Below are 20,091 nucleotides of genomic sequence, written 5' to 3' on the forward strand. Positions count from 1 at the left end.
TGTTCACCTCTACCATTTCGAACAGAGCCGTTAAGCCCCGTACTGCCGATGGTACTGCTGTCATAAGCGGGAGAGTAGGAAGATGCCACCTATTGAAACAGCGAAAGCCGTTCACCCAGTGAACGGCTTTTTGCGTTTAATCGGGTTTTAGCTACGAGTAGAAATCCATACCTAATCTTTTTGTACATTAGTCTTTTCAACTCCCCTTGCCCTAAAAATGGCTATCTTCAAACTTCAAATCAACGGTCGTAGTTATCAGGCTGATGTCGAACCAGACACCCCGCTTCTTTGGGTACTACGCGACAATTTTGGACTAGTGGGCACAAAGTACGGGTGTGGTATAGCTCAATGCGGAGCTTGTACTGTACATCTGAACGGTGAAGCTACACGTGCTTGTGTACTACCAGTTTCTGCGGTAGGTAAATCGAAAGTCACTACAATTGAAGGATTATCTGTAGCTGGGACTCATCCTGTTCAACAAGCCTGGGATACAATGGATGTGCCTCAGTGCGGTTATTGTCAGGCTGGCCAGATCATGACGGCAGCAGCACTACTCAAACGTAACCCAAAACCCAGTCAAGCTGAAATTGACGAAACCATGACCGGTAATATTTGTCGGTGTGGAACGTATCACCGTATCCGAGAAGCCGTCAAACTGGCTTCTATGTCTTCTCCTGCTGGAACTATCAAATCCTCGAAAACGAAATAGCGATGCAAACGATAGAGCATTCAAGTAGAAGAGGCTTTTTAAAAATAGCCGCGGCTACAGGTGGCGGACTTATTTTAGGATTTAACTGGTTTGAATCAGAAGCCGCGACCGCAACTACGACTGCTGCAGCAGTCGCAGCAGGAGCTGATTTTAATAGCTACCTGTCTATTAGTCCCCAAGGCATAATTACCATACTTTCCCCAAATCCGGAAGTCGGACAAGGTATAAAAACCGCTTTCCCGATTATCGTAGCAGAAGAACTGGATGCAGACTGGACCAAAGTAGTTGTAGAACAGGCGCCCCTTGACACGAAGAAGTTTGAACGGCAGGTAGCCGGTGGTAGTGGGTCAATTCCTCACTCCTGGGAACGACTACGGAAAGCAGGCGCTACGGCCCGACAAATGTTGGTGGGGGCAGCTGCTAAGCGGTGGAGCGTTCCGGGTTCGGAATGCACAACCGAAAAAGGATTTGTTATCCATTCAGCCAGCAACCGGAAACTCAGTTACGGCGAACTCGCCACAGAAGCGGCTCAACTGCCCGTTCCTGCCGATGTAAAGCTCAAAGCCGTAAAAGATTTCAAGCTGATTGGAACTACGGTTAAAAACGTTGATAACGCGAAAATAACAACCGGTAAGCCTTTATTTGGTCTCGACTTCTACCGTGAGGGGATGTTGTTCGCCATGCTTCAACGTCCGGCATTTGGGTATAAGCTTAAATCCCTGAATGCTGAAGCCGCTAAAGCAATGCCGGGCATTGTAAATGTAGTGACGTTTGATAATAATGTAGCTGTGGTCGGAAAATCGACCTGGCAGGTTAAGAAGGCTAAAGACGCCCTGAAAATTGAATGGGAAAAAGCCGATGCACTGGAAAGCACTACAGATCATAATCGCTTGTTTAAGGAATTATTAGATAGTTCCAACGCAACGGTCCGCCGGAAAGATGGCGACGTTGAAACTGCATTCAAAAATGCCGCCAAGGTTGTGAGGGCTGAATACCAATGCCCGTTCTTGTCTCATGCACCCATGGAGCCGATGAACTTTTTCGCGCACGTTCGTCCGGATGGCGTTGAGCTTGTAGGGCCAACGCAAACCCCCGAACTGGCTCGGAACGAAACCGCTAAACTTCTTGGCATCACACCCGACAAAGTTTCAGTCCAATTAACGCGCATGGGTGGCGGTTTTGGTCGCCGTTTGAAGGCCGATTACGTGGTCGAAGCCGTACAAGTGTCGAAGCTGGTGAATGCGCCTGTAAAGCTGATCTGGACCCGCGAAGACGATATGACGGGAGGTAGTTACCGGCCAGCCGTGCGTTACCGATTTGAAGCGGCCCTGGACGCACAAGGTAACATGATCGGCTATAAACTTCGTGGCGCTAGTATAAACGCCGGCAACGCAACGCGGGAGGATAATTTTCCTGCTGGTGCAGTTGACAACCTTTTAATTGATAGCGTTGATCATAAATCCCCAATTACAACCGGCCCTTGGCGTGCACCCATTACCAACTTTCTTGCTTTTGCTGAGCAGTCGTTTATTGATGAAGTTGCACAAGCAGCGGGTAAAGATCCGGTGCAGTTCAGACTTGACCTTTTAAATAAAGCAAAGCAGAAGCCAGTGGGGGCTATTAAGTACGATATCGATAGAATGAAAGGCGTAATTGACTTGGCCGTTGAGAAATCGGGATGGGGTAAAAAGAAGGGCGCAGATGGTAAACTAGTAGCACAGGGATTCAGCGTTTACTTCTCGCATCGTTCGTACGTAGCCCAAGTAGGCGAGGTGGTGCTGCAAAAAGGTAAGCCGGTTTTACAAAAGGTTTACTCAGCCGCAGATTGTGGTGTGGTTATTAACCAGAGTGGTGCGCAGCAACAGGTACGGGGTTGCGTCGTTGATGGTATTGGGCATGCGATGTATGGAAATCTTACATTCAAAGATGGTATGACGCAGCAGAAAAACTTCAACGAATACCGGCTTATTCGTCTGAATGAAATCCCTGAGATAGAAGTTCATTTCGTGCAAAATGAAGTTGACCCCACAGGTTTGGGAGAACCATCGCTTCCACCTGCTGGCGGTGCGGTTGCCAACGCTATTTTTAAAGCAACGGGCAAGAGGCTTCGGAGTCAGCCGTTTGTTGAGCAGGATGAGTTTAAAGGAGTTTCCTGATGATTACTTTCCTGAAGATTTCCTTAGTCAATGGCTAGTATATACTCTACAAACAAAGAATGCCCAGATTCACCTGGGCATTCTTTGTTTGTAGAGTAGTGGTGTTTAAACGGGTTATGATTTGCTGCTTACAGCTCGTATTTGTTGTTTACTGGTCGCATTTATTATGCCAAAATATATGCCAGATTAAAGCTAGCTTTGATAGACAAGGGGTTATTGAAATCAAGGTTGTCGCACCTTGTCCGTAAGTGGACAGCCTACGTTCACTTACGGACAAAATTATATGCTGTACTAGCTGAGCGAAAGTGACAGCGTATGAACTGTATAATTTGATGGATAAACCGAGCGGAACTCATGATGAAGTAGTGCCTAGATAGAAAATTTTGACTGGCTGTTAGACCCTGTTATAAACAACCCGGTGTCATGTCTGTTACGTTTATACACAAGGTATATCCAAAATGAGCAGGGCTTTTTTGAAAAATGAGAGTGCAGATGACCCGGTTGTAATTCCTGCCAGAGCTCCATTGCCAGCTGGATCAGTAAATTATGTGACGCCCAGAGGCCTGGCTATGCTACGGGATGAGCTTGAAAGACTTGAGAAGGAGCGTACATTGGCTCAGACGCAATTTACTGACGAAAATGAGCGTACCCGGCAGCTTGCCCTGCTGAACGGACAAATAGCTGCGCTTAATCAGCGAATCGCTACGGCAAAAGTTGTTAATATGCAGGATCATCCGCTGGATGAAGTTCGGTTCGGTGCTACAATTACCTTGAGCAGTCACGGCACCGGTAAGGCTGACAAACAGCTAACTATTGTCGGTGTTGATGAGGCTGATGTCATTCATGGAAGAATTGCCTTCCCGGCACCCATTGCCAGATTATTGCTAGGGAGAAAGATTGGCGATCTGATTACCCTTCGTACTCCACAGGGAGAAAACGTACTGGAAATCAAGTCTATTTCTTATAATGATTAGCTTATGTTAGTCAGAGTCATTCGATTGCATTAGGCCGTTTATTTAGTTGTTAACTACATCTTATACACGTTTACAGAGTCCCTACCATTTCGCATGCAAACTGTTGATTCCATTCTACTCACTTACGCTATCGTGGTTACGACAGCGTCGTTTATTAACTTTATAAGGCTGGATTACTGGTGGATTAGGATGTGGGATTTTCCTCATCTACAGCTTACTGCAATGGCATTCATTGGACTGGTAGCCTGGGCTATTTTTAGTCGTCACACCGGTTGGCCAACGGGAATTGTACCGGTTGGCCTATTTGTAACGCTTCTTTACCAGGGATGGTTGATTCATCGATTTACTCCCTTTCATAAGAAACAGGTCTTGCGAGTGCCTAAACATATGGATCAGCAGATTGCGGATAAAAACACTATACGCTTGCTGGTAAGCAATGTGTACATGGAAAATACCCAGACACCGAAGGTTTGGGCTATGGCAAAGAAGTATGATCCTGATGTTGTCTTAGTGCTTGAAGCCAACCAGCGTTGGCAGGATGAGCTAGCACCAATGGAAGCAAGCTATCCGTACCATATATTACACCCACTGGAGAATACGTATGGTATGCTTCTTTACTCTCGCCTGCCAATGCGGCATCATGAGGTACGATTTCTTATCCAGGATGATATTCCATCGGTATATATACAATTTGAACTGCCCTCCGGGCAGGTGATTCATTTTTATGGCGTTCATCCGATGCCGCCTACGCCAACGGAACATTACCGTTCGGCCGAACGGGATGCGGAACTTCTGCTGGTTGGAAAAGAAGCCCGAAAGCTAAAAGAACCAGTTATTGTAGCCGGTGATTTGAATGATGTAGCCTGGTCGCATACAACGCGTTTGTTTCAGCGGGTAAGCGGCTTATTTGATCCGCGTGTTGGCCGGGGCTTATACAATACATTTCACGCAAATTACTTTCTCTTTCGCTGGCCGCTCGACCACGTATTTGTATCCCATCATTTTAAGCTCCGGAAAATTCGTCGGTTGCCCAATTGTGGCTCCGATCACTTTCCGATATTCACTGCGCTCACGTACGCACCCGAGCCGGATGAGCGTCAGGAGGAAATTCCACAGCCTGAACACGATGACCTGGAAGAAGCTCACGAAATAATTGAACGTGCTACGTAGGAACAACGCATCTTGATTACCCTTTCGCCGGTATGATCTTACTTTGGAGTACTTTTGTAATCAAAAATTTTCCTTCCAAACTAATTAGTTCATGTCAATACCAAATCAACCGCTACGTGTGTTGGTTGTTGGATGTGGTAATATGGGTGCGTCGCATGCCATTGCCTATACAACAATCGGTGGTTTCGAAATTTGCGGTATCGTGTCAACCGGGAACAGCAAAGTTGTTCTAAACGAACGGCTGGGCGGTGGTTATTCATTATATGATGATTATGCGAAGGCACTTGCCGAAACCAAACCGGATGCCGTTTGCATTTCCACCTACCCGGATACACACGAAAAGTTCGCCATTATGGCTTTTGAGCAAGGGTGTCATGTATTCATGGAAAAGCCTATTGCGGATACGGTAGAAGGAGCCCGGAATGTGATGGCGGCTGCCCAGAAAGCCGATAAAAAACTGGTTGTGGGCTACATTCTGCGGCATCATCCATCCTGGGAAAAATTTGTCGAGATTGCCCAGGGATTAGGTAAACCGCTGGTGATGCGGATGAACCTGAATCAGCAAAGCCACGGCACCATGTGGACCGTACATCGGAACCTGATGAAAAGCCTGAGTCCTATCGTAGACTGCGGAGTGCATTACATTGACGTGATGTGTCAGATGACCCGCTCGAAGCCACTACAGGTAAATGCAATTGGTGCCCGCTTAACCAACGATATTCCGGCTGGTAATTACAACTACGGTCAGTTGCAGATTCGGTTTGAGGATGGCTCGGTTGGATGGTACGAAGCTGGCTGGGGTCCCATGATGAGCGAAACCGCTTTCTTTGTGAAAGACGTAATTGGGCCCGATGGCTGCGTGTCGATAGTAGCCAAAAATGCGGGCGCTGCTGGTAAATCAGACAATGTCGATTCACATACCAAAACGGAATCGCTGCGGGTACACAAAGCCGCTCTGGACGCCAATGATCAGTTTGTTGAAACGGATACCTGGATTGATATGCAGGACGAACCTGACCATCAGGAACTCTGCAACCGCGAACAGCGGTATTTTCAGAAAGCTATTCTGGAGAATCTGGACCTGACCGACCATATGCAGGATGCTGTGAATAGTTTGCAGATTGCTTTTGCCTGCGATGAATCTGTCCGCACGGGCCAACCGGTTATGTTATAACGAATCGGCATACAAAAAGGGGCTATAGTCTGCAACTATAGCCCCTTTTTGTATGCCGATTCGTATAGGACACTGGTCTTACACGTAGCGTTCTGTGATATGACGGGCCAACTCGGCAGTTTCGAGCAGCAAAGGGTGGCGCGGCTGACTCAGGGCTGTTTCCAGTTCCGCAATGGTATCCTTGAAGAGCAGATTAACCGGAATTTCGTGCGACTCCTGTTTGCTCTTAATGTACATTAAGGAAGGTCGTACGGTGCCTGATGCGGCCAACTCGTTATACTGCTGTTTCGCTGCGATAAACTCCTCGTCGCCGGACCCGAAGGAAATAACCCGTTCGGGCAGCGGATTGGCTTTGCGGTGCGCCAGCTGAGCGTCGAGTTCAGTGAGCAGATGTTTTAAATGAAAGGTGTCTTTTCCCGTGCGGATACGTTCACGCAGCGACTGGCGGATAAGGTACGTCAATGAGTTTGCCAGATTCAAGCCGATTTCTGCCATCTGCTTGAAGATAAGTGAGGAAGGCGACATACCCGGTATGGTATTGGGATCATGCAGCAGCACATCCCCGGCGGGCGTCAGAAAACCGTCTATTCTGGAATAGACATTAATGCCCAATCGGGTAAACACCTGAGCAACCGCCAACTGAATTTTACGGTTGTTCTCCAGACTCGTTTCGACCGGAATCCGCTTTTTTGTCGTGTTTAGTTTGTATTTCGACTCGAAGTCAAAGCTGGTTACGTTGTAGATTTCCGTTGGAGGCAGAGCAATCGCAACTTGATCGTCATCTTGGATTACTCCACACGAGAACTCCTGGCCTGTAATGAACTCCTCAAAAAGGACTTCATCTTCCGCATTGAGCGACGCCAAGGTAATAGGCTGACTGCTTTGCGCCATTAGTGCATCTAGTCTGGCAACAAAGTCGGCCGGATGCTTGATTACTTCACCCGTTTGTTCGATAACAACCGGGAAGCTGATTCCTGAATCCAGACTGACCATCTTTTGCGCCAGCTCGTGCTTTTCTATATCCGATAAACTCGTCCATTCGCTCAGCTTACTCCATCCGTCCGGTTGAATGCTCATCGTGAAAAAGCATTGTTCAACAGACCGGCAAAACTGAGCCAGATCGGCTTCGCGTACAATGGCCACCCCAATGGATGAACCTTGGTGGGGGGCTTTTACGACAATTGGCAAACCCACATGCTCGACCAATGATTGAAAGAACTGCGCTTTATCAGCCTTTTCGTAGTCGTCCCGGCTAATGGTTGCCGTTTTCTTTTTCTGCCCGTTCGCCAGTGCTATAAGCTCGTTTTGCAGGATTTTATTGATACCTACCGCCGATCCAACGAGGCCTGGTCCAGTATACGGCATTTTATGCCATTCCAGCAATCCTTGAATAGCACCATCCTCGCAATCGGGGCCGTGCATGGCCAAAAAGGCAAGATCGAAGTGGTTGCGAAACTGTTCCGGGCGAAGTTCAGGTAGTATTACGTCGAGGGCATCGACTCCGAGCGACTCATCGTAGACTGAAAAACCTGAGCTATCTTGCGGGAGTGCTTCGCGTAGAGAAGGTGATTGAAGAAAATCGGGCGACACAAGCCGGAACCGTCCGCGGCCATCAACAAATACCAGAACTGGCTCGAATAAGCCTTTGTCCAAATTAGCCAGTGCGGTACGTCCGCCCGCAAAGGAAACCTCACGCTCCCGCGCCGGCCCACCGAAGAAAATGCCTATTTTCACTGAATTGAGGGATAATACGAGTTACAAAGAAACAAAAAAACGCCTTATTCGGCGTTCTAATGTTGGAGAAACACATGACTGACGTTAATCAGGGAAATGACAGATAACAAAAAGATAGGTGTCTCTTCCACAATTCGGGGGACCCGCCCATGACATCTTTCGCTGTCATGGGCGGGTCCCGTATTTAAAAAGCAGGTGTAATGTTTACCGCTTCAACCTTTGTGATCTCGGGTACGGCTTTGAGGATGGCTTCTTCTAGACCGCCTTTAAAGGTCATTGCCGACATAGGACAGGAACCACACGACCCCATCAGTTCAAGCCGAACCGTTTTATCTTCTGTTATTTCCAATATCTTCACATTGCCGCCGTCGGCCGCCAGATACGGCCGCATGCTATCAAGTGCCCGCTCTACCTTACTAATTAGTTGATCGTTGTTGACTACCGTCTGCATTGAAAAGTTGATTTACGGTAAATTTATACTTTCTGTGTTGTTTATGCAACCTGTACCCGTTCGGTCCGGTCGATGGTAGCGTTGCGGATAGCGACCTGTTGTGCCAGGGCTTCGGCCGCATCCTGGAAGGCTGCCGTTGCGATGGGGTCGCCTGAACTAATGGCGGGGCGTCCGTCGTCGCCGGATTCACGAATACTTTGCACAAGGGGAATCTGCCCCAACATCGGCACATCAAATTGATCGGCCAGCAACTGGCCACCTCCTTTACCAAAGATATAATATTTATGATCGGGCAATTCAGCTGGCGTAAAGTAGGACATGTTTTCGATAACCCCCAGCACCGGCACGTTGATCTGTGGCTGACGGAACATGGCCAATCCTTTCGTTGCATCGGCCAGTGCCACTTTCTGGGGCGTTGTAACAATAATGGCACCCGTAACCGGTACGGTCTGTACCAGCGTTAAATGAATGTCGCCCGTACCCGGTGGCAGGTCGATGAGCAGGTAATCCAACTCACCCCAGTCGGCATCGGAAAAAAACTGCTGCAACGCCCGACCGGCCATGGTGCCTCGCCAGATAATTGCCTGACCCGGCGCTACGAGCAAGCCCATCGAAAGGATCTTAATACCGAACTGCTGAATGGGTTCCATGCGTGTCAGGCCATCCTGCTGAAAAATACGTGGCTGAATATTTTCTGCTCCGAACATCGTTGGCATGGATGGTCCGTAAATGTCGGCGTCGATAATGCCCACTTTCGCACCTGATTTGTGTAAGGCAATGGCCAGATTAGCCGTAACCGTTGATTTGCCAACTCCACCTTTGCCCGACGAAACCGCAATAATATTTTTTACACCCGGTAGCGTCGGCGCGTTCATGCGCGTTGAGGTCACGTCCGAAGTCATATCAATCGTTACCTGAATATCGGCACCAATATGGGTATGAATGGCATCTTCACAACGTTTGCGGATGACTTCTTTAAGCGGACAGGCTGGCGTTGTTAAAACGACGGTAAAACGAACGGAGCCGATACCCAGCACAACATCCTTTACCATGTTGAGCGAAACGATGTCGCGCTTTAAATCAGGTTCTTCAACGGTGCTCAATGCCCGCAGAACAGCTTCGGTAGATAATCGGTAATCAGACATAGTTAACTGGAAAAAGGAGGGAGGCAAAGAGCCGGGAAAGTTTAAACAAGTTCTCCCGTTCCCATTTCTTTCTTTTCTCCCTGTTTTAAACGAGTTCGAATATCAGCCAGTTCCGTCGAAAGATTGATACGTTTTGAAAGTACCTCTAATTCGGCCAGCAGTTTAACCAGAAACTGCTGGTGAGCCGGGCTGTTGTCACTATAAAGCGGGCGGTGAGCCAGCGATCTGCTGATCTGTGCCCATTGTGTAACGAATGCACGAAGTTCGGTATCAAATGCGCTTTGGGCAAACTTCTCGAAAATATAGTCGTGTGCCTGAGCATTTGGATGGATCATGTCCGGTTCGTAAAAACGATAATCGCGCAGATCGTCCATCATTAACTCATAAGCCGGGAAATAGGTCACCCAGCTGTTCCAGATTGTTAGTTCATGGCTGAGAACCCGCAGTGTTGACTTGCTTACACTATTAAGGGGCATCGTATCGCGTGTGTGGCGAACAGGGCTCACCGTCAGTACAACCTTGAGCCTGGGGTTCGCTTTGTGTAGTGTTTTCAGCAACCGGGTCAAGTCGTCACGTAAGTGATCGATATGATACAGATATTTTTCAAACAATGTACCCGGCATCTTATGGCAGTTTGCTACGACCTCACCGGTTTCCAGGTGGCGATAGACGATAGCGGAACCGAGCGTCAAAAACAGAAAGTCGGCTTGTCGGATGGCTTCGGCCGTTGTCGACAAGGCGTCGGTTAGTTTGGTCCGTAATTCATCCTGCGTGTTGGCCCAGAGAGACGAATGGAAATCATAATGGAACCAGACGCCATCCCGTTCAACATAGCCGTTGTCGTCGGGTGTAGCGCCACGCAGCGCCATGGTTAGCAATTTAGCGATGGCGATCGGATTGAAAATCGTACCGAATGGATTGTTGAGTACCTCCAGCTTATTGTCAATCAACCGACGTCCCATTACATCGGCAAAACACGACCCAATGGTAACAATCCGACTGTCGGGACCAAGGCGAAAGGGGAGCGGTTCGGGCGAAAACTCTGTATGAAACTGCATACTTTACCAACAAAAAATCGGACTGATTAGGTCCGATTTTGGGAAAAGAATCTTGCAGGTAAAAGGCTGATTATTAGTGCTGATAAGGTCATGTTTAACGAACCAGGTTGTCTCATGTATAAGAAAAATACCGCCTGATACATTAGACAAAAAATCGACCGGCTCATTTCGCAACGAGCCGGTCGATCTCATCAAAAATAGTACTGCTTATTCAGCCGAAACTACTTCAAATTTCACTTTATGCTTTACATCCTTGTGCAAATCAAGAGCTGCTTCGTAGGTGCCCAGTACTTTAACATCTTCAACCGTAATTTTCTTCCGGTCAATGTCAAAGCCTTTTGCGCGAAGGGCTTCTGCCACCTGGGTGTTGGTAACCCGACCGAAGATTTTGCCGCTGTCGCCCGCTTTCGCTGGAATCGTCAGCGTCATATCACCAATACCATCGGCAATATTCTGAGCTTCGGTTTTAATCTTCTCGGCTTTGTGAGCAGCCTGACGAATGTTTTCGGCAACGATCTTCTTGTTCGAGTCGGTTGCCATCATTGCAAATCCCTGAGGAATCAGGTAATTGCGACCGTAACCGGGCTTCACCGTAACGGTGTCGTTCTTATAGCCCAGGCCGGCAATATCGGTTTTTAAAATGATATCCATTTTTGTGAGAGTCGGTAAGTTGGTAGGTCGATAAGTCGGTAAGTTATTAACCGCATAAGCGTCACTTACTGACTTACTGACTTACTGACTTGATTAACTTATTTCAGTGAATCGCCTACGTATGGCAATATGGCCAGATGACGAGCGCGTTTGACGGCCTGGGCCACTTTGCGCTGGTTTTTCAGGCTTGTGCCGGTTAACCGACGGGGAAGGATTTTACCTTGCTCGTTCAGTAATTTCAGCAGGAAGTTGCCGTCTTTGTAGTCGATATACTTGATACCGGCTTTCTTGAAACGGTCGTATTTTTTACGGTTCTCGGTTTTCGAGACAGATTCGTTTTGCAGACTCATGATTACTTGGCCTCCCCGGCGTTTTCGGTTTGTTTTTTCTTACCCACTAAGCCATTGCGCTTACGATCGTTGTAGGCAACAGCGTGCTTGTCGAGCGAAACCGTCAGGTGGCGGATGATACGCTCGTCACGAAGATACTCGGTATTGAGTTTCTCGATGATCGTGCCGGGGGCCTTAAACTCGAAGAGTTGGTAGTAACCCGTGTTCTTATGCTGAATTGGATAGGCTAGCTTGCGCAGGCCCATGTGGTCTTCATGAACAAGTTCCGCACCGTTGTCGGTCAGCACTTTACGAAACTTGTCAACGGCGTCCTTCATCTGAGCTTCAGATAAAACGGGAGTTAAAATGAACACCGTTTCGTAGTTGTTAGGAAACATTTTTTTGTAATTTGTTTGAAATGAGGGCGCAAAGGTAAGAAATAAACAGACAAATGCAAAGGGAGTTGTCGGTAAGTTAATAAGTCGGAAAGTGGCTGGTGCGAGTGTTACTTTCGCACCAGCCACTTTCCGACTTATTAACTTACCGACTAAAAAACTATTTTATTAAAAACTCGCCATCACCAATTCGGAACCCTTCGCAATAGACTTCAACGGTATGTTTGCCCTCAATAAAACGCTGACCACCCCGACCATAGTAGAAGTCGAGCCGCTGCCGGGTATTATCGAAGGTGAACTTCTGCATGGCCGTGTAAATCATTCCCTGGTTGTTATACATAAACTCGCCCGAGCCGGTGGCCAGATCGGAAACAACAGCGCCATTTGGGTCAATGATCCGGATATAAAGTAGTTTCTCGTCCTTTTTGGCTAATCCGTTCGGCGAAAGCTGCATCGAGATGTGCACCTTGTCGGTTCGCTTTGCCTTGTACTCCCCGCCGTCGGTTTCCTTTCCTTTGGCATTGACACCCGTTACCGTAACCGTTTCAGCCCTAAGGGCGGCTGCAATGGTTACTTTCTCCGCCAGTTCCTGATTTTTAATCGTGACCGACACTACCGAGTCACTCAAGCTTTGCTTCTCAGATTTTAAGCCATTGTTCTCTTGAGCCAGAGTTTGATTCTGTTGCGCCAGAACGCCATTCTCTTCTTTTAATCGGGCAATTTCCTGGTCTTTCTGCGCCAGTAAAGACTGATAATTACGAATCTTCTGATCGTACTTCTTACTGTCAAACGACCCCACATTTTTAAGCTCACGCTTATCGACCTCAAGCTGGGCTTTTATTTTCATTAACGAATCAACACTGCCGCCTAATTGCCGAATTTCAGCAATTTTCTCATCTAATTGAGTTGAAATCGAATCAAGTTTTGTTTTAGCAATAAGTACCTCTTCCGTTTTTGCTGCAATGGTTGCGTCTTTTGTCTTGTTGTCCTGCCGCTCCTGATAATAGAAATACAGCAGTAGTACGTTAAGAGCAGCCAGAATCAGTAAAGCCGCCAATAAGTAACTACGACTGTTATTCCGGGGTTGTGGTCTAGGTTCCATTGGGTTCATATGTTAGACTGAAGAGTTAAGGTAGAAATCCTTTCCAAAACTAAACCATATTGGGATTTATTGTACTGGAAAGGCGGCTTTTGGCCACAAACTACGCGTTTAGCCTTAGTTCTCAAACCTATATTTGCACAATATTAATAAAGCATTAGTTCAGGACCACTACCTTTCCCATTATGATCGCTAATACGATTCGACTGATTGAACGTGAATTACACGACAAGGCCAGGCTAATTGCCGTTACAAAAACAAAGCCAGTCGAGTTACTGCGCGAAGCGTATGAGGCTGGTTGTCGCCGGTTTGGTGAAAACAAAGTGCAGGAAATGGCGGAGAAACAACCGCAACTCCCCAACGATGTGCAATGGCATCTAATTGGTCATTTGCAAACCAACAAAGTTAAATATATCGCTTCATTTGTTACCCTGATCCACTCGGTCGATAGCCTGAAGCTACTGCAGGAAATAAACAAACAGGCTGCCAAATCCAATCGGGTGATCGACTGTCTGCTTCAAATCTATATTGCCGATGAGGAAACGAAGTTCGGCTTGTCGCCGGAAGAAGCAGAAGCGCTATTGAACGCACCCGAACTGGATGTCCTGCCAAATGTGCGAATCGTCGGTCTGATGGGCTTGGCTACGAATACGGATGATACCGATAAGGTCCGGCTGGAATTTCGTGGGCTCAAAGAATTGTATGACAAACTGGGCCAGATCAAGCGGCCTATAATTCAGTTTAGCGAACTGTCGATGGGTATGAGTGGCGACTACCGCATTGCCGTCGAAGAAGGGAGTACGCTGGTTCGGGTGGGTAGCGCAATCTTTGGAAGCCGAAACTGAATCGCCGGGCGGCCCCGCAGGATTTAATAGGATGTCTGAACCAAGATTTTAATAAGATTGTAAGGATTTACAGGAAAAGGACAAATACGCTTAAAAATCTTTACAATCTTGTTGAAACCCTGGTTTAGACTATGAAATTCTTTATTCAATCCGGGGCCATTCTGGGCCTGCTGGGTGTTGGTCTTGGCGCGTTTGGGGCACATGCCCTGCGCACTATGCTCGATGCATCGGGCCGCACGGCTACATTCGAAACCGCTGTTAAGTATCAGTTTTACCATGCCCTTGCGCTTGTCCTGATTGGGTTACTGATGCATACGTTTGGCAGTAACCCCACGACTGTGAAGCTGCTCAACTGGTCGGGCTATTCATTTTTGGGCGGTGTCCTTGTTTTTTCGGGCTCGCTGTATGTTCTGTGCTTCACCGGAATCACTTGGCTGGGCGCCATAACTCCCATTGGCGGACTCGGCATGATTGCCGGCTGGGCACTGCTGCTGTGGGCATTTTTATAAAAGGCAAAGGGATAACTAAAGAGGGCAGACGAGCGGAAATTCATACATTACCCTCGCCATGCCCTTCGCTTTTTTTCGTATCTTTGTATCTTGATTCTGAGAATAATGCAAACGAATATACAGGCTGAAACGGCCCGTCGACGGACGTTCGCCATCATTAGTCACCCTGATGCCGGTAAAACAACGCTCACTGAAAAGCTCCTGCTTTTTGGGGGGGCTATCCAAACGGCCGGGGCTGTAAAGTCCAACAAAATAAAGAAAACTGCTACCTCCGATTTCATGGAAATTGAGAAGCAGCGCGGTATTTCGGTGGCGACGTCGGTAATGACGTTCGAGTACCACGATCTGAAGATTAATATTCTCGATACACCGGGGCACAAAGATTTTGCAGAAGATACATACCGGACGCTCACCGCTGTAGACAGCGTTATTCTGGTGATCGACTGCGTAAAAGGGGTTGAGGAACAAACGGAGCGGTTAATGGAAGTATGCCGGATGCGCGATACGCCGGTGATTATCTTTATCAATAAACTTGACCGCGAAGGCCGCAATCCCTTCGATCTGCTCGACGAACTGGAGGAGAAGCTGAATATCCGGGTTCGACCCATGACCTGGCCGGTCAATATGGGTTCTGATTTTAAAGGCGTTTATAGCCTGATCGAGAAAAAGTTATATTTCTTTAAAGCCAACAAAACTAAAGTAGAGGCCGATGTTCTACCCATAGACCTGGCTGATGATCTGCTTGATACAAAAGTGGGTCAGCGCGACGCGGCTCAACTTCGCGAAGATGTTGAGCTAATTGATGGCGTGTACGACAGCTTCGATCGGCAGGCATATCTGGATGGTAAACTGGCCCCCGTGTTCTTTGGGTCGGCGGTAAATAACTTCGGGGTAAAGGAATTACTCGAAGGTTTCTGCGACATTTCGCCGGAACCTATCGCGCGCCCAACCGACAAACGTGAAGTGCTGCCCGGCGAAAAAAACTTCAGTGGCTTTGTTTTCAAAATACACGCTAACCTCGACCCGCGCCATCGCGACCGTATTGCGTTCCTGCGGATATGCTCGGGGGTATTTGAACGGAACAAGTTCTATCACCATACCCGTCTGGACAAAAATGTTCGGTTTGCCAGTCCGTTCAGTTTCATGGCCGATAGTAAGAGCGTGGTTGAAGAAGGTTTCCCCGGCGATGTAGTGGGTCTGTACGATACAGGTACATTTAAAATTGGTGATACCCTAACAGAAGGCGAAGGACTTCAGTTTCAGGGAATTCCGAGCTTTTCGCCCGAAATCTTTAAAGAACTGGTGAATCTGGACCCCATGAAGTCGAAGCAGTTGGATAAAGGCATCCAGCAGTTGACCGATGAGGGTGTCGCCCAGTTATTCAATTTGGAGTTAGGTAACCGGAAAATTGTTGGAACGGTAGGAGAACTTCAGTTTGAAGTAATTCAGTATCGGCTGGAAAACGAATACGGAGCCAAATGCCGCTGGGTACACCTGAACTACACAAAAGCCTGCTGGATTACTGCCGAGAACCCGGCCAAACTGGCGGAGTTCATTCGCCTGAAAGGCAATCAGATTGCGTACGATAAAGATCAGAATCCGGTCTTCCTCGCCGAGTCGGATTGGATGCTTCGCATGAATCAGCAGAATAATCCGGACGTTACGTTCCACCTGACTTCGGAGTTTAAGGTCGCAGCCTGACCGGTATATACAAATTAATAAAAACTCATGCGTTCCTGATTAGTTATACCTGTCAGGGCGTTCAAAAAAAGCCGGGTCACGGTTCTTTGGGCAAGCCTCAAGAGTCGTAACCCGGTTTTTTTTGAACGTTACTGTCCTATTACTCACGTTAACTGAAAAACAATGATTCATTCATTCGCAACCGTTGCGCTGGTGCTGGCACTTGCCGGAACAGCCGCTGCTCAGCAAAAGCAGCCCCGTCGTACCAATGACAACAAATCGGCTACGGGTACCGTCTCGTCCAACGATGCCGCCCGCTCAAACCCGTCGGCGGCCAATACCCATGACGGGACCAATGGCGCTTCGACTGGGGCGTCAACCGGTACGGGCCTGACCAACGACCAGTACCAGGCAAACGGCAGTTCGCCAAACCGTGGCACTACCAAAGTAGATGCTGCCAGCAGTGTAAGAACCGGCCCATCGAACGTAAAGGCAAAGAAGAAAACGCCTAAGGAATCGAACCAGTAAACACTGCAGTACCGACCGTCCGGGTTGGGTGTGACGTTTGCTTTTGCTATTCACGTACGCCCGACCGAGACGGTTGATATTACAAGAACCTCTCACAGTGAGAGGTTTTTTTATGCTCTGTAAATTAAATGCTGTTAAATACTTGACTTAATTAGTTATCGTACCTACTATTGCAGTGTACTATTTATCTAATACACTATAACGGTTGGCTTTATGATTGAGTTTCGCGATTTGTCGTTTGGCTACAAGCGGGGTAAGCCTTTGTATGAAGGACTGAACCTGACGCTTTCGCCCGGATCTATTTATGGGTTACTCGGGCCGAATGGCGCCGGAAAGTCGACCTTGTTACGGTTACTATCCGGTTTACTGTATCCGAAGTCAGGGTATGTCCGGGTGGGAGATTACATGCCCAAAGATCGACAGCCGGCGTTTCTGGAGGATTTATTTCTGGTACCCGAAGAGTTTTACCTCCCGGCTGTACGAATCAACCAGTTTGTCGATAGCAACGCGCCGTTTTACCCGCGCTTCGATCGGGCGCAAATGACCGCCTATATCCGCGAGTTTGGCCTGACTGACAATCAGAAACTGAGTGAACTCTCGTACGGGCAGAAAAAGAAGGTGCTGATCGGGTTTGGGCTGGCAACCAATACCGCAGTACTCCTGATGGATGAGCCGACCAACGGCCTGGATATTCCGTCGAAGAGCCAGTTTCGGCGGTTGGTGGCCGGAGCCGTGAATGAACACCGGACGGTCGTGATCTCCACTCACCAAGTGCGCGACCTCGAAGCCCTCATTGATCCCATTGTTATTCTGGCCGAACGTTCGCGTTCACACATGACCGTTGCGTTGAAAGCTACCGTTGAGGAGGTCACGGCCCGGCTCTGGTTCGGGCTGGTGCCTGAGCTGGATAAAAACAGAGCGATTTTGTATTCAGAACGGGCGGTTGGTGGCTATGCTATTGTAGCGGAAAACCCCATAGGCGAATCCAGTCGGCTGGATTTGGAACGGCTTTTCAACGCTGTACAGGCCGAACCTGCGCGTATTCAGCAATTATTCTCTACCTCAACTTTCGCAACCGTATGAACCAGACATTTTCAATTAGCCGCTTTGGCCGCTTACTGCGTAAATACTTTATCGATAACCGGGGACAGTTGCTGACCAATCTGGCGCTGCTACTGGTTATTTTAATAACCGTTGCTCTTCTCCTGTATAGAGGAAATCCGGTGGCTGTAGAGCGTAACCGTGCTATACCGTTTTTCTTTATTGGCTGGGCTGCCTGGTATGTGTTTATCTGGCAACAGACAGAAGCCTTGAACCATAAGGAGCGGGCCATGACGTATTTGATGCAGCCTGCCTCTCAACTGGAGAAAATCGTTCTTATCTGGCTGGTTTCCGGCGTTGGATTTGTAGTTGTTTACGGTTTACTCTTTGGGCTGGTAGATGCCGCAGGTGTTCAGTACGTCAATAGTAAAGAATGGCCCATCGGAACGCCAATACTTAAATCATACTATGCGTTCGACGGGTATATCCCGACACAATTGTGGGTATTCTCGGCTCTGCTTCATCCGGTTGCACTCGCCTTCCTGCTGGTAGTACGACGCTACAGTCTTCCCTTAGTGGCGGTTTTGACGTTTCTTCTCTTGTTTATCGGAGTGATCGTAAACACCCTGATCATTCGGAGTGTCATTGACTTGGGAGAAGGGAATATGGCTGGTCCTTTTGATCGCATTGGTGTTCCATCGCCGATCAATGAAAAGCAATATCGTATGCTTGACATTCCGCAACCCATTGGCGATCAAATCCGCTACGCCGTGGGTATTCTGGCGGTCGTGATCTTGTACATCACCGCCTATTTCAGACTTAAAGAACGGGAGGTATAACGATGGATTTTCGAGACAAACAAGCCATCTATCTGCAAATTGCCGAGCATGTAAGTGAGCAGATTCTCCTGGGTCACTGGTCCGCAAATGAGAAGGTCCCGTCGGTTCGTGAACTGGCAGCGGAGCTGGAAGTAAACCCAAATACCGTCATGCGGACGTACGAATTTTTAAACCAGCAGGGGGTTATTGCCAACAAACGGGGCATCGGCTATTTCGCTACCGACGACGCCGTCGATAAAATCCGAACCTATCGGCGCGAGCAGTTTTTACAGAACGATCTGCCTTTATTTTTTAAGAACCTGACATTGCTGGGTATCGACCTCCGCGAAATTGAAACCCGTTACGACGAATACATAAACGCCCCAACGAACACGCAATGAAAACAAGTCATATTTTATTGGCCCTATTGACCATTATCACCTTGTCGGGAATGGTGGCAACCGATGTGCTGCTCAAGCAGCAATACGATAAACTGGATTGGAGTGATCCGTATCAGGATTTCGACCATCGGGCGTTACCGGCGGCAAAGCATCTGGTCATTGAAGCTGCCCCTATTTCAGAAATTATCGTTGAACCGAGCAAGGATACGGCTCAGGCTATACTCTGGCCCAACATGGCAAACTCGTACCGGACCCGGAAGCAGGGCGACACCTTGTTCGTCACTTTTACGATGAATTACGAAGGAGAGAGCCGTGACCCACATGAGGATAAAGAATATCCTTTAGGACCCGGTCTGGTGCTTCGACTGCCTGATTTACAAAGTTTACGGATTGCGAACGGGCGGTTGACCATACGACAATTTAGTCCGCAGCAACTGGCCGTATCACTACAAAATACCCGGTTGATTACGGATGAGCTAGCGGTTAACGGACCATTCCGGCTAACCGCCCGTCAGAACAGCTTTGCGGTGTTAGGCGCGGATCATTACAAATCGTTAACCACTATTGTGCAGGATTCAAGTGGGGTGCGGCTTAACAATAGCGAGGTGGATAATTTTTTAAAGCAAGTTTCTTCTAAAGCTGAAATGCAATTGCGCGGGAAAGCCTTGAAATGGTTAAAATAAATGAATGACACTTGCATAGCGGGTTAACGTTTATAGGTTAGAGTGAAATAATCTCGCTATACATGTTTTAAGTGTGTAACCTCCTATTTCGCGCGTCCATACATGGGGTTTCCTTTATGTATAGACGCGCGCTCTATTTATTGACATCCGCAAAATCACTTTTATAGTGAGCCGCTCTCTGGCTTTATTCAGCTTCCTGTTTTTAAGGCCGATTTAAGAGTTCTTAAAGCAATTAAAAATAAATTAAACAAACTTTACTTAAACCAAGATAAATTTGGTTGTTTCCTTGAATATTGAAAAATGGTATTAAAATGCCATGAAAAAGTTTGGCCCAGCCCTATTAAGCCTCTTAACTTATACATCACAATAGAAAGAGGTCACTTACTGGAGCCACAGACTATACGTAAAAAGTGTAAACCGTTTAGGTTTGTATTGCTTAACAGCCTTCCATTGGCCTTAGCCGTATTAACTGGGTCACTGCTTATAGAAAAAAGAAAGTTCTGATAATAATTTGCTTTCCTTTTCTACTCCTTTTTCGATT

Annotated in this window: 21 protein-coding genes; 13 read left to right on the forward strand and 8 right to left on the reverse strand. The window is 47.8% G+C overall.

The window, feature by feature from the left end; all coding sequences use genetic code 11:
• Positions 1-217: 217 nt before the first annotated feature.
• The 5 genes from NT073_RS10745 (at position 218) to NT073_RS10765 (ending at position 6,183) form a co-directional block, all read left to right on the forward strand.
• The gene (locus NT073_RS10745) at positions 218-709 is read left to right on the forward strand and encodes a (2Fe-2S)-binding protein (RefSeq protein ID WP_297372843.1); all 492 of its coding nucleotides are present in this window, start codon (positions 218-220) and stop codon (positions 707-709) included.
• A gap of 2 nt (positions 710-711) precedes the next feature.
• The gene (locus tag NT073_RS10750) at positions 712-2,865 is read left to right on the forward strand and encodes a molybdopterin cofactor-binding domain-containing protein (RefSeq protein ID WP_297372845.1); all 2,154 of its coding nucleotides are present in this window, start codon (positions 712-714) and stop codon (positions 2,863-2,865) included.
• A 548-nt stretch (positions 2,866-3,413) separates the two neighbouring features.
• On the forward strand, positions 3,414-3,839 hold the full coding sequence (locus NT073_RS10755; protein ID WP_366107237.1) for a GreA/GreB family elongation factor: 426 nt from the start codon (positions 3,414-3,416) through the stop codon (positions 3,837-3,839).
• A gap of 93 nt (positions 3,840-3,932) precedes the next feature.
• Positions 3,933-5,009 carry an endonuclease/exonuclease/phosphatase family protein gene (locus NT073_RS10760; protein ID WP_297372849.1) on the forward strand — a complete coding sequence of 359 codons (1,077 nt, stop codon included), beginning with the start codon at positions 3,933-3,935 and terminating at the stop codon, positions 5,007-5,009.
• Positions 5,010-5,100: 91 nt separating this feature from the next.
• Positions 5,101-6,183, forward strand: a complete 1,083-nt coding sequence (locus NT073_RS10765) for a Gfo/Idh/MocA family oxidoreductase (RefSeq protein ID WP_297372851.1) — start codon at positions 5,101-5,103, stop codon at positions 6,181-6,183.
• Positions 6,184-6,261: 78 nt separating this feature from the next.
• Here NT073_RS10765 and NT073_RS10770 read toward each other — a convergent pair whose 3' ends face one another.
• The 8 genes from NT073_RS10770 to NT073_RS10805 all read right to left on the reverse strand — a co-directional run bounded on the left by NT073_RS10770 (position 6,262) and on the right by NT073_RS10805 (position 13,048).
• Complete coding sequence (locus NT073_RS10770) at positions 6,262-7,917, reverse strand: D-alanine--D-alanine ligase (RefSeq protein ID WP_297372853.1); 1,656 nt, start codon at positions 7,915-7,917, stop codon at positions 6,262-6,264.
• Between the two features lie 184 nt (positions 7,918-8,101).
• Positions 8,102-8,368: a NifU family protein gene (locus NT073_RS10775; protein WP_297372855.1), complete on the reverse strand. Its 267-nt coding sequence runs from the start codon at positions 8,366-8,368 to the stop codon at positions 8,102-8,104.
• Positions 8,369-8,409: 41 nt separating this feature from the next.
• Positions 8,410-9,513, reverse strand: a complete 1,104-nt coding sequence (locus tag NT073_RS10780; protein ID WP_297372858.1) for an Mrp/NBP35 family ATP-binding protein — start codon at positions 9,511-9,513, stop codon at positions 8,410-8,412.
• Between the two features lie 41 nt (positions 9,514-9,554).
• Positions 9,555-10,571: a GSCFA domain-containing protein gene (locus NT073_RS10785; protein ID WP_297372860.1), complete on the reverse strand. Its 1,017-nt coding sequence runs from the start codon at positions 10,569-10,571 to the stop codon at positions 9,555-9,557.
• A 207-nt stretch (positions 10,572-10,778) separates the two neighbouring features.
• Positions 10,779-11,222 (reverse strand): 50S ribosomal protein L9, encoded by a 444-nt coding sequence (gene rplI, locus NT073_RS10790; protein ID WP_012925714.1) that lies wholly within the window; start codon positions 11,220-11,222, stop codon positions 10,779-10,781.
• 98 nt (positions 11,223-11,320) lie between these two features.
• On the reverse strand, positions 11,321-11,572 hold the full coding sequence (rpsR, locus tag NT073_RS10795; RefSeq protein ID WP_012925715.1) for a 30S ribosomal protein S18: 252 nt from the start codon (positions 11,570-11,572) through the stop codon (positions 11,321-11,323).
• Positions 11,573-11,574: 2 nt separating this feature from the next.
• Positions 11,575-11,949: a 30S ribosomal protein S6 gene (gene rpsF, locus NT073_RS10800; RefSeq protein WP_012925716.1), complete on the reverse strand. Its 375-nt coding sequence runs from the start codon at positions 11,947-11,949 to the stop codon at positions 11,575-11,577.
• A 157-nt stretch (positions 11,950-12,106) separates the two neighbouring features.
• Positions 12,107-13,048 carry a hypothetical protein gene (locus NT073_RS10805; protein ID WP_297372864.1) on the reverse strand — a complete coding sequence of 314 codons (942 nt, stop codon included), beginning with the start codon at positions 13,046-13,048 and terminating at the stop codon, positions 12,107-12,109.
• A 182-nt stretch (positions 13,049-13,230) separates the two neighbouring features.
• On the opposite strand from NT073_RS10805, the gene NT073_RS10810 reads away from it, so the two are divergent.
• The 8 genes from NT073_RS10810 (at position 13,231) to NT073_RS10845 (ending at position 19,550) form a co-directional block, all read left to right on the forward strand.
• Positions 13,231-13,890 (forward strand): YggS family pyridoxal phosphate-dependent enzyme, encoded by a 660-nt coding sequence (locus tag NT073_RS10810; RefSeq protein ID WP_297372866.1) that lies wholly within the window; start codon positions 13,231-13,233, stop codon positions 13,888-13,890.
• Positions 13,891-14,021: 131 nt separating this feature from the next.
• Positions 14,022-14,399 (forward strand): DUF423 domain-containing protein, encoded by a 378-nt coding sequence (locus NT073_RS10815; protein WP_297372868.1) that lies wholly within the window; start codon positions 14,022-14,024, stop codon positions 14,397-14,399.
• A gap of 105 nt (positions 14,400-14,504) precedes the next feature.
• Complete coding sequence (locus NT073_RS10820) at positions 14,505-16,100, forward strand: peptide chain release factor 3 (protein ID WP_297372870.1); 1,596 nt, start codon at positions 14,505-14,507, stop codon at positions 16,098-16,100.
• A gap of 162 nt (positions 16,101-16,262) precedes the next feature.
• Complete coding sequence (locus NT073_RS10825; RefSeq protein ID WP_297372872.1) at positions 16,263-16,607, forward strand: hypothetical protein; 345 nt, start codon at positions 16,263-16,265, stop codon at positions 16,605-16,607.
• Between the two features lie 213 nt (positions 16,608-16,820).
• Positions 16,821-17,690: an ABC transporter ATP-binding protein gene (locus tag NT073_RS10830; RefSeq protein WP_297372874.1), complete on the forward strand. Its 870-nt coding sequence runs from the start codon at positions 16,821-16,823 to the stop codon at positions 17,688-17,690.
• Positions 17,687-18,487 carry a hypothetical protein gene (locus tag NT073_RS10835; protein WP_297372876.1) on the forward strand — a complete coding sequence of 267 codons (801 nt, stop codon included), beginning with the start codon at positions 17,687-17,689 and terminating at the stop codon, positions 18,485-18,487. The genes NT073_RS10830 and NT073_RS10835 overlap by 4 nt, the downstream gene beginning before the upstream one ends.
• Before the next feature lie 2 nt (positions 18,488-18,489).
• Positions 18,490-18,867 carry a GntR family transcriptional regulator gene (locus tag NT073_RS10840; protein WP_297372878.1) on the forward strand — a complete coding sequence of 126 codons (378 nt, stop codon included), beginning with the start codon at positions 18,490-18,492 and terminating at the stop codon, positions 18,865-18,867.
• On the forward strand, positions 18,864-19,550 hold the full coding sequence (locus tag NT073_RS10845) for a hypothetical protein (protein ID WP_297372880.1): 687 nt from the start codon (positions 18,864-18,866) through the stop codon (positions 19,548-19,550). The genes NT073_RS10840 and NT073_RS10845 overlap by 4 nt, the downstream gene beginning before the upstream one ends.
• Positions 19,551-20,091 lie beyond the last annotated feature (541 nt).

Source organism: Spirosoma sp. (assembly GCF_026391055.1).
In the GTDB taxonomy this organism is placed as follows: Bacteria; Bacteroidota; Bacteroidia; order Cytophagales; family Spirosomataceae; genus Spirosoma.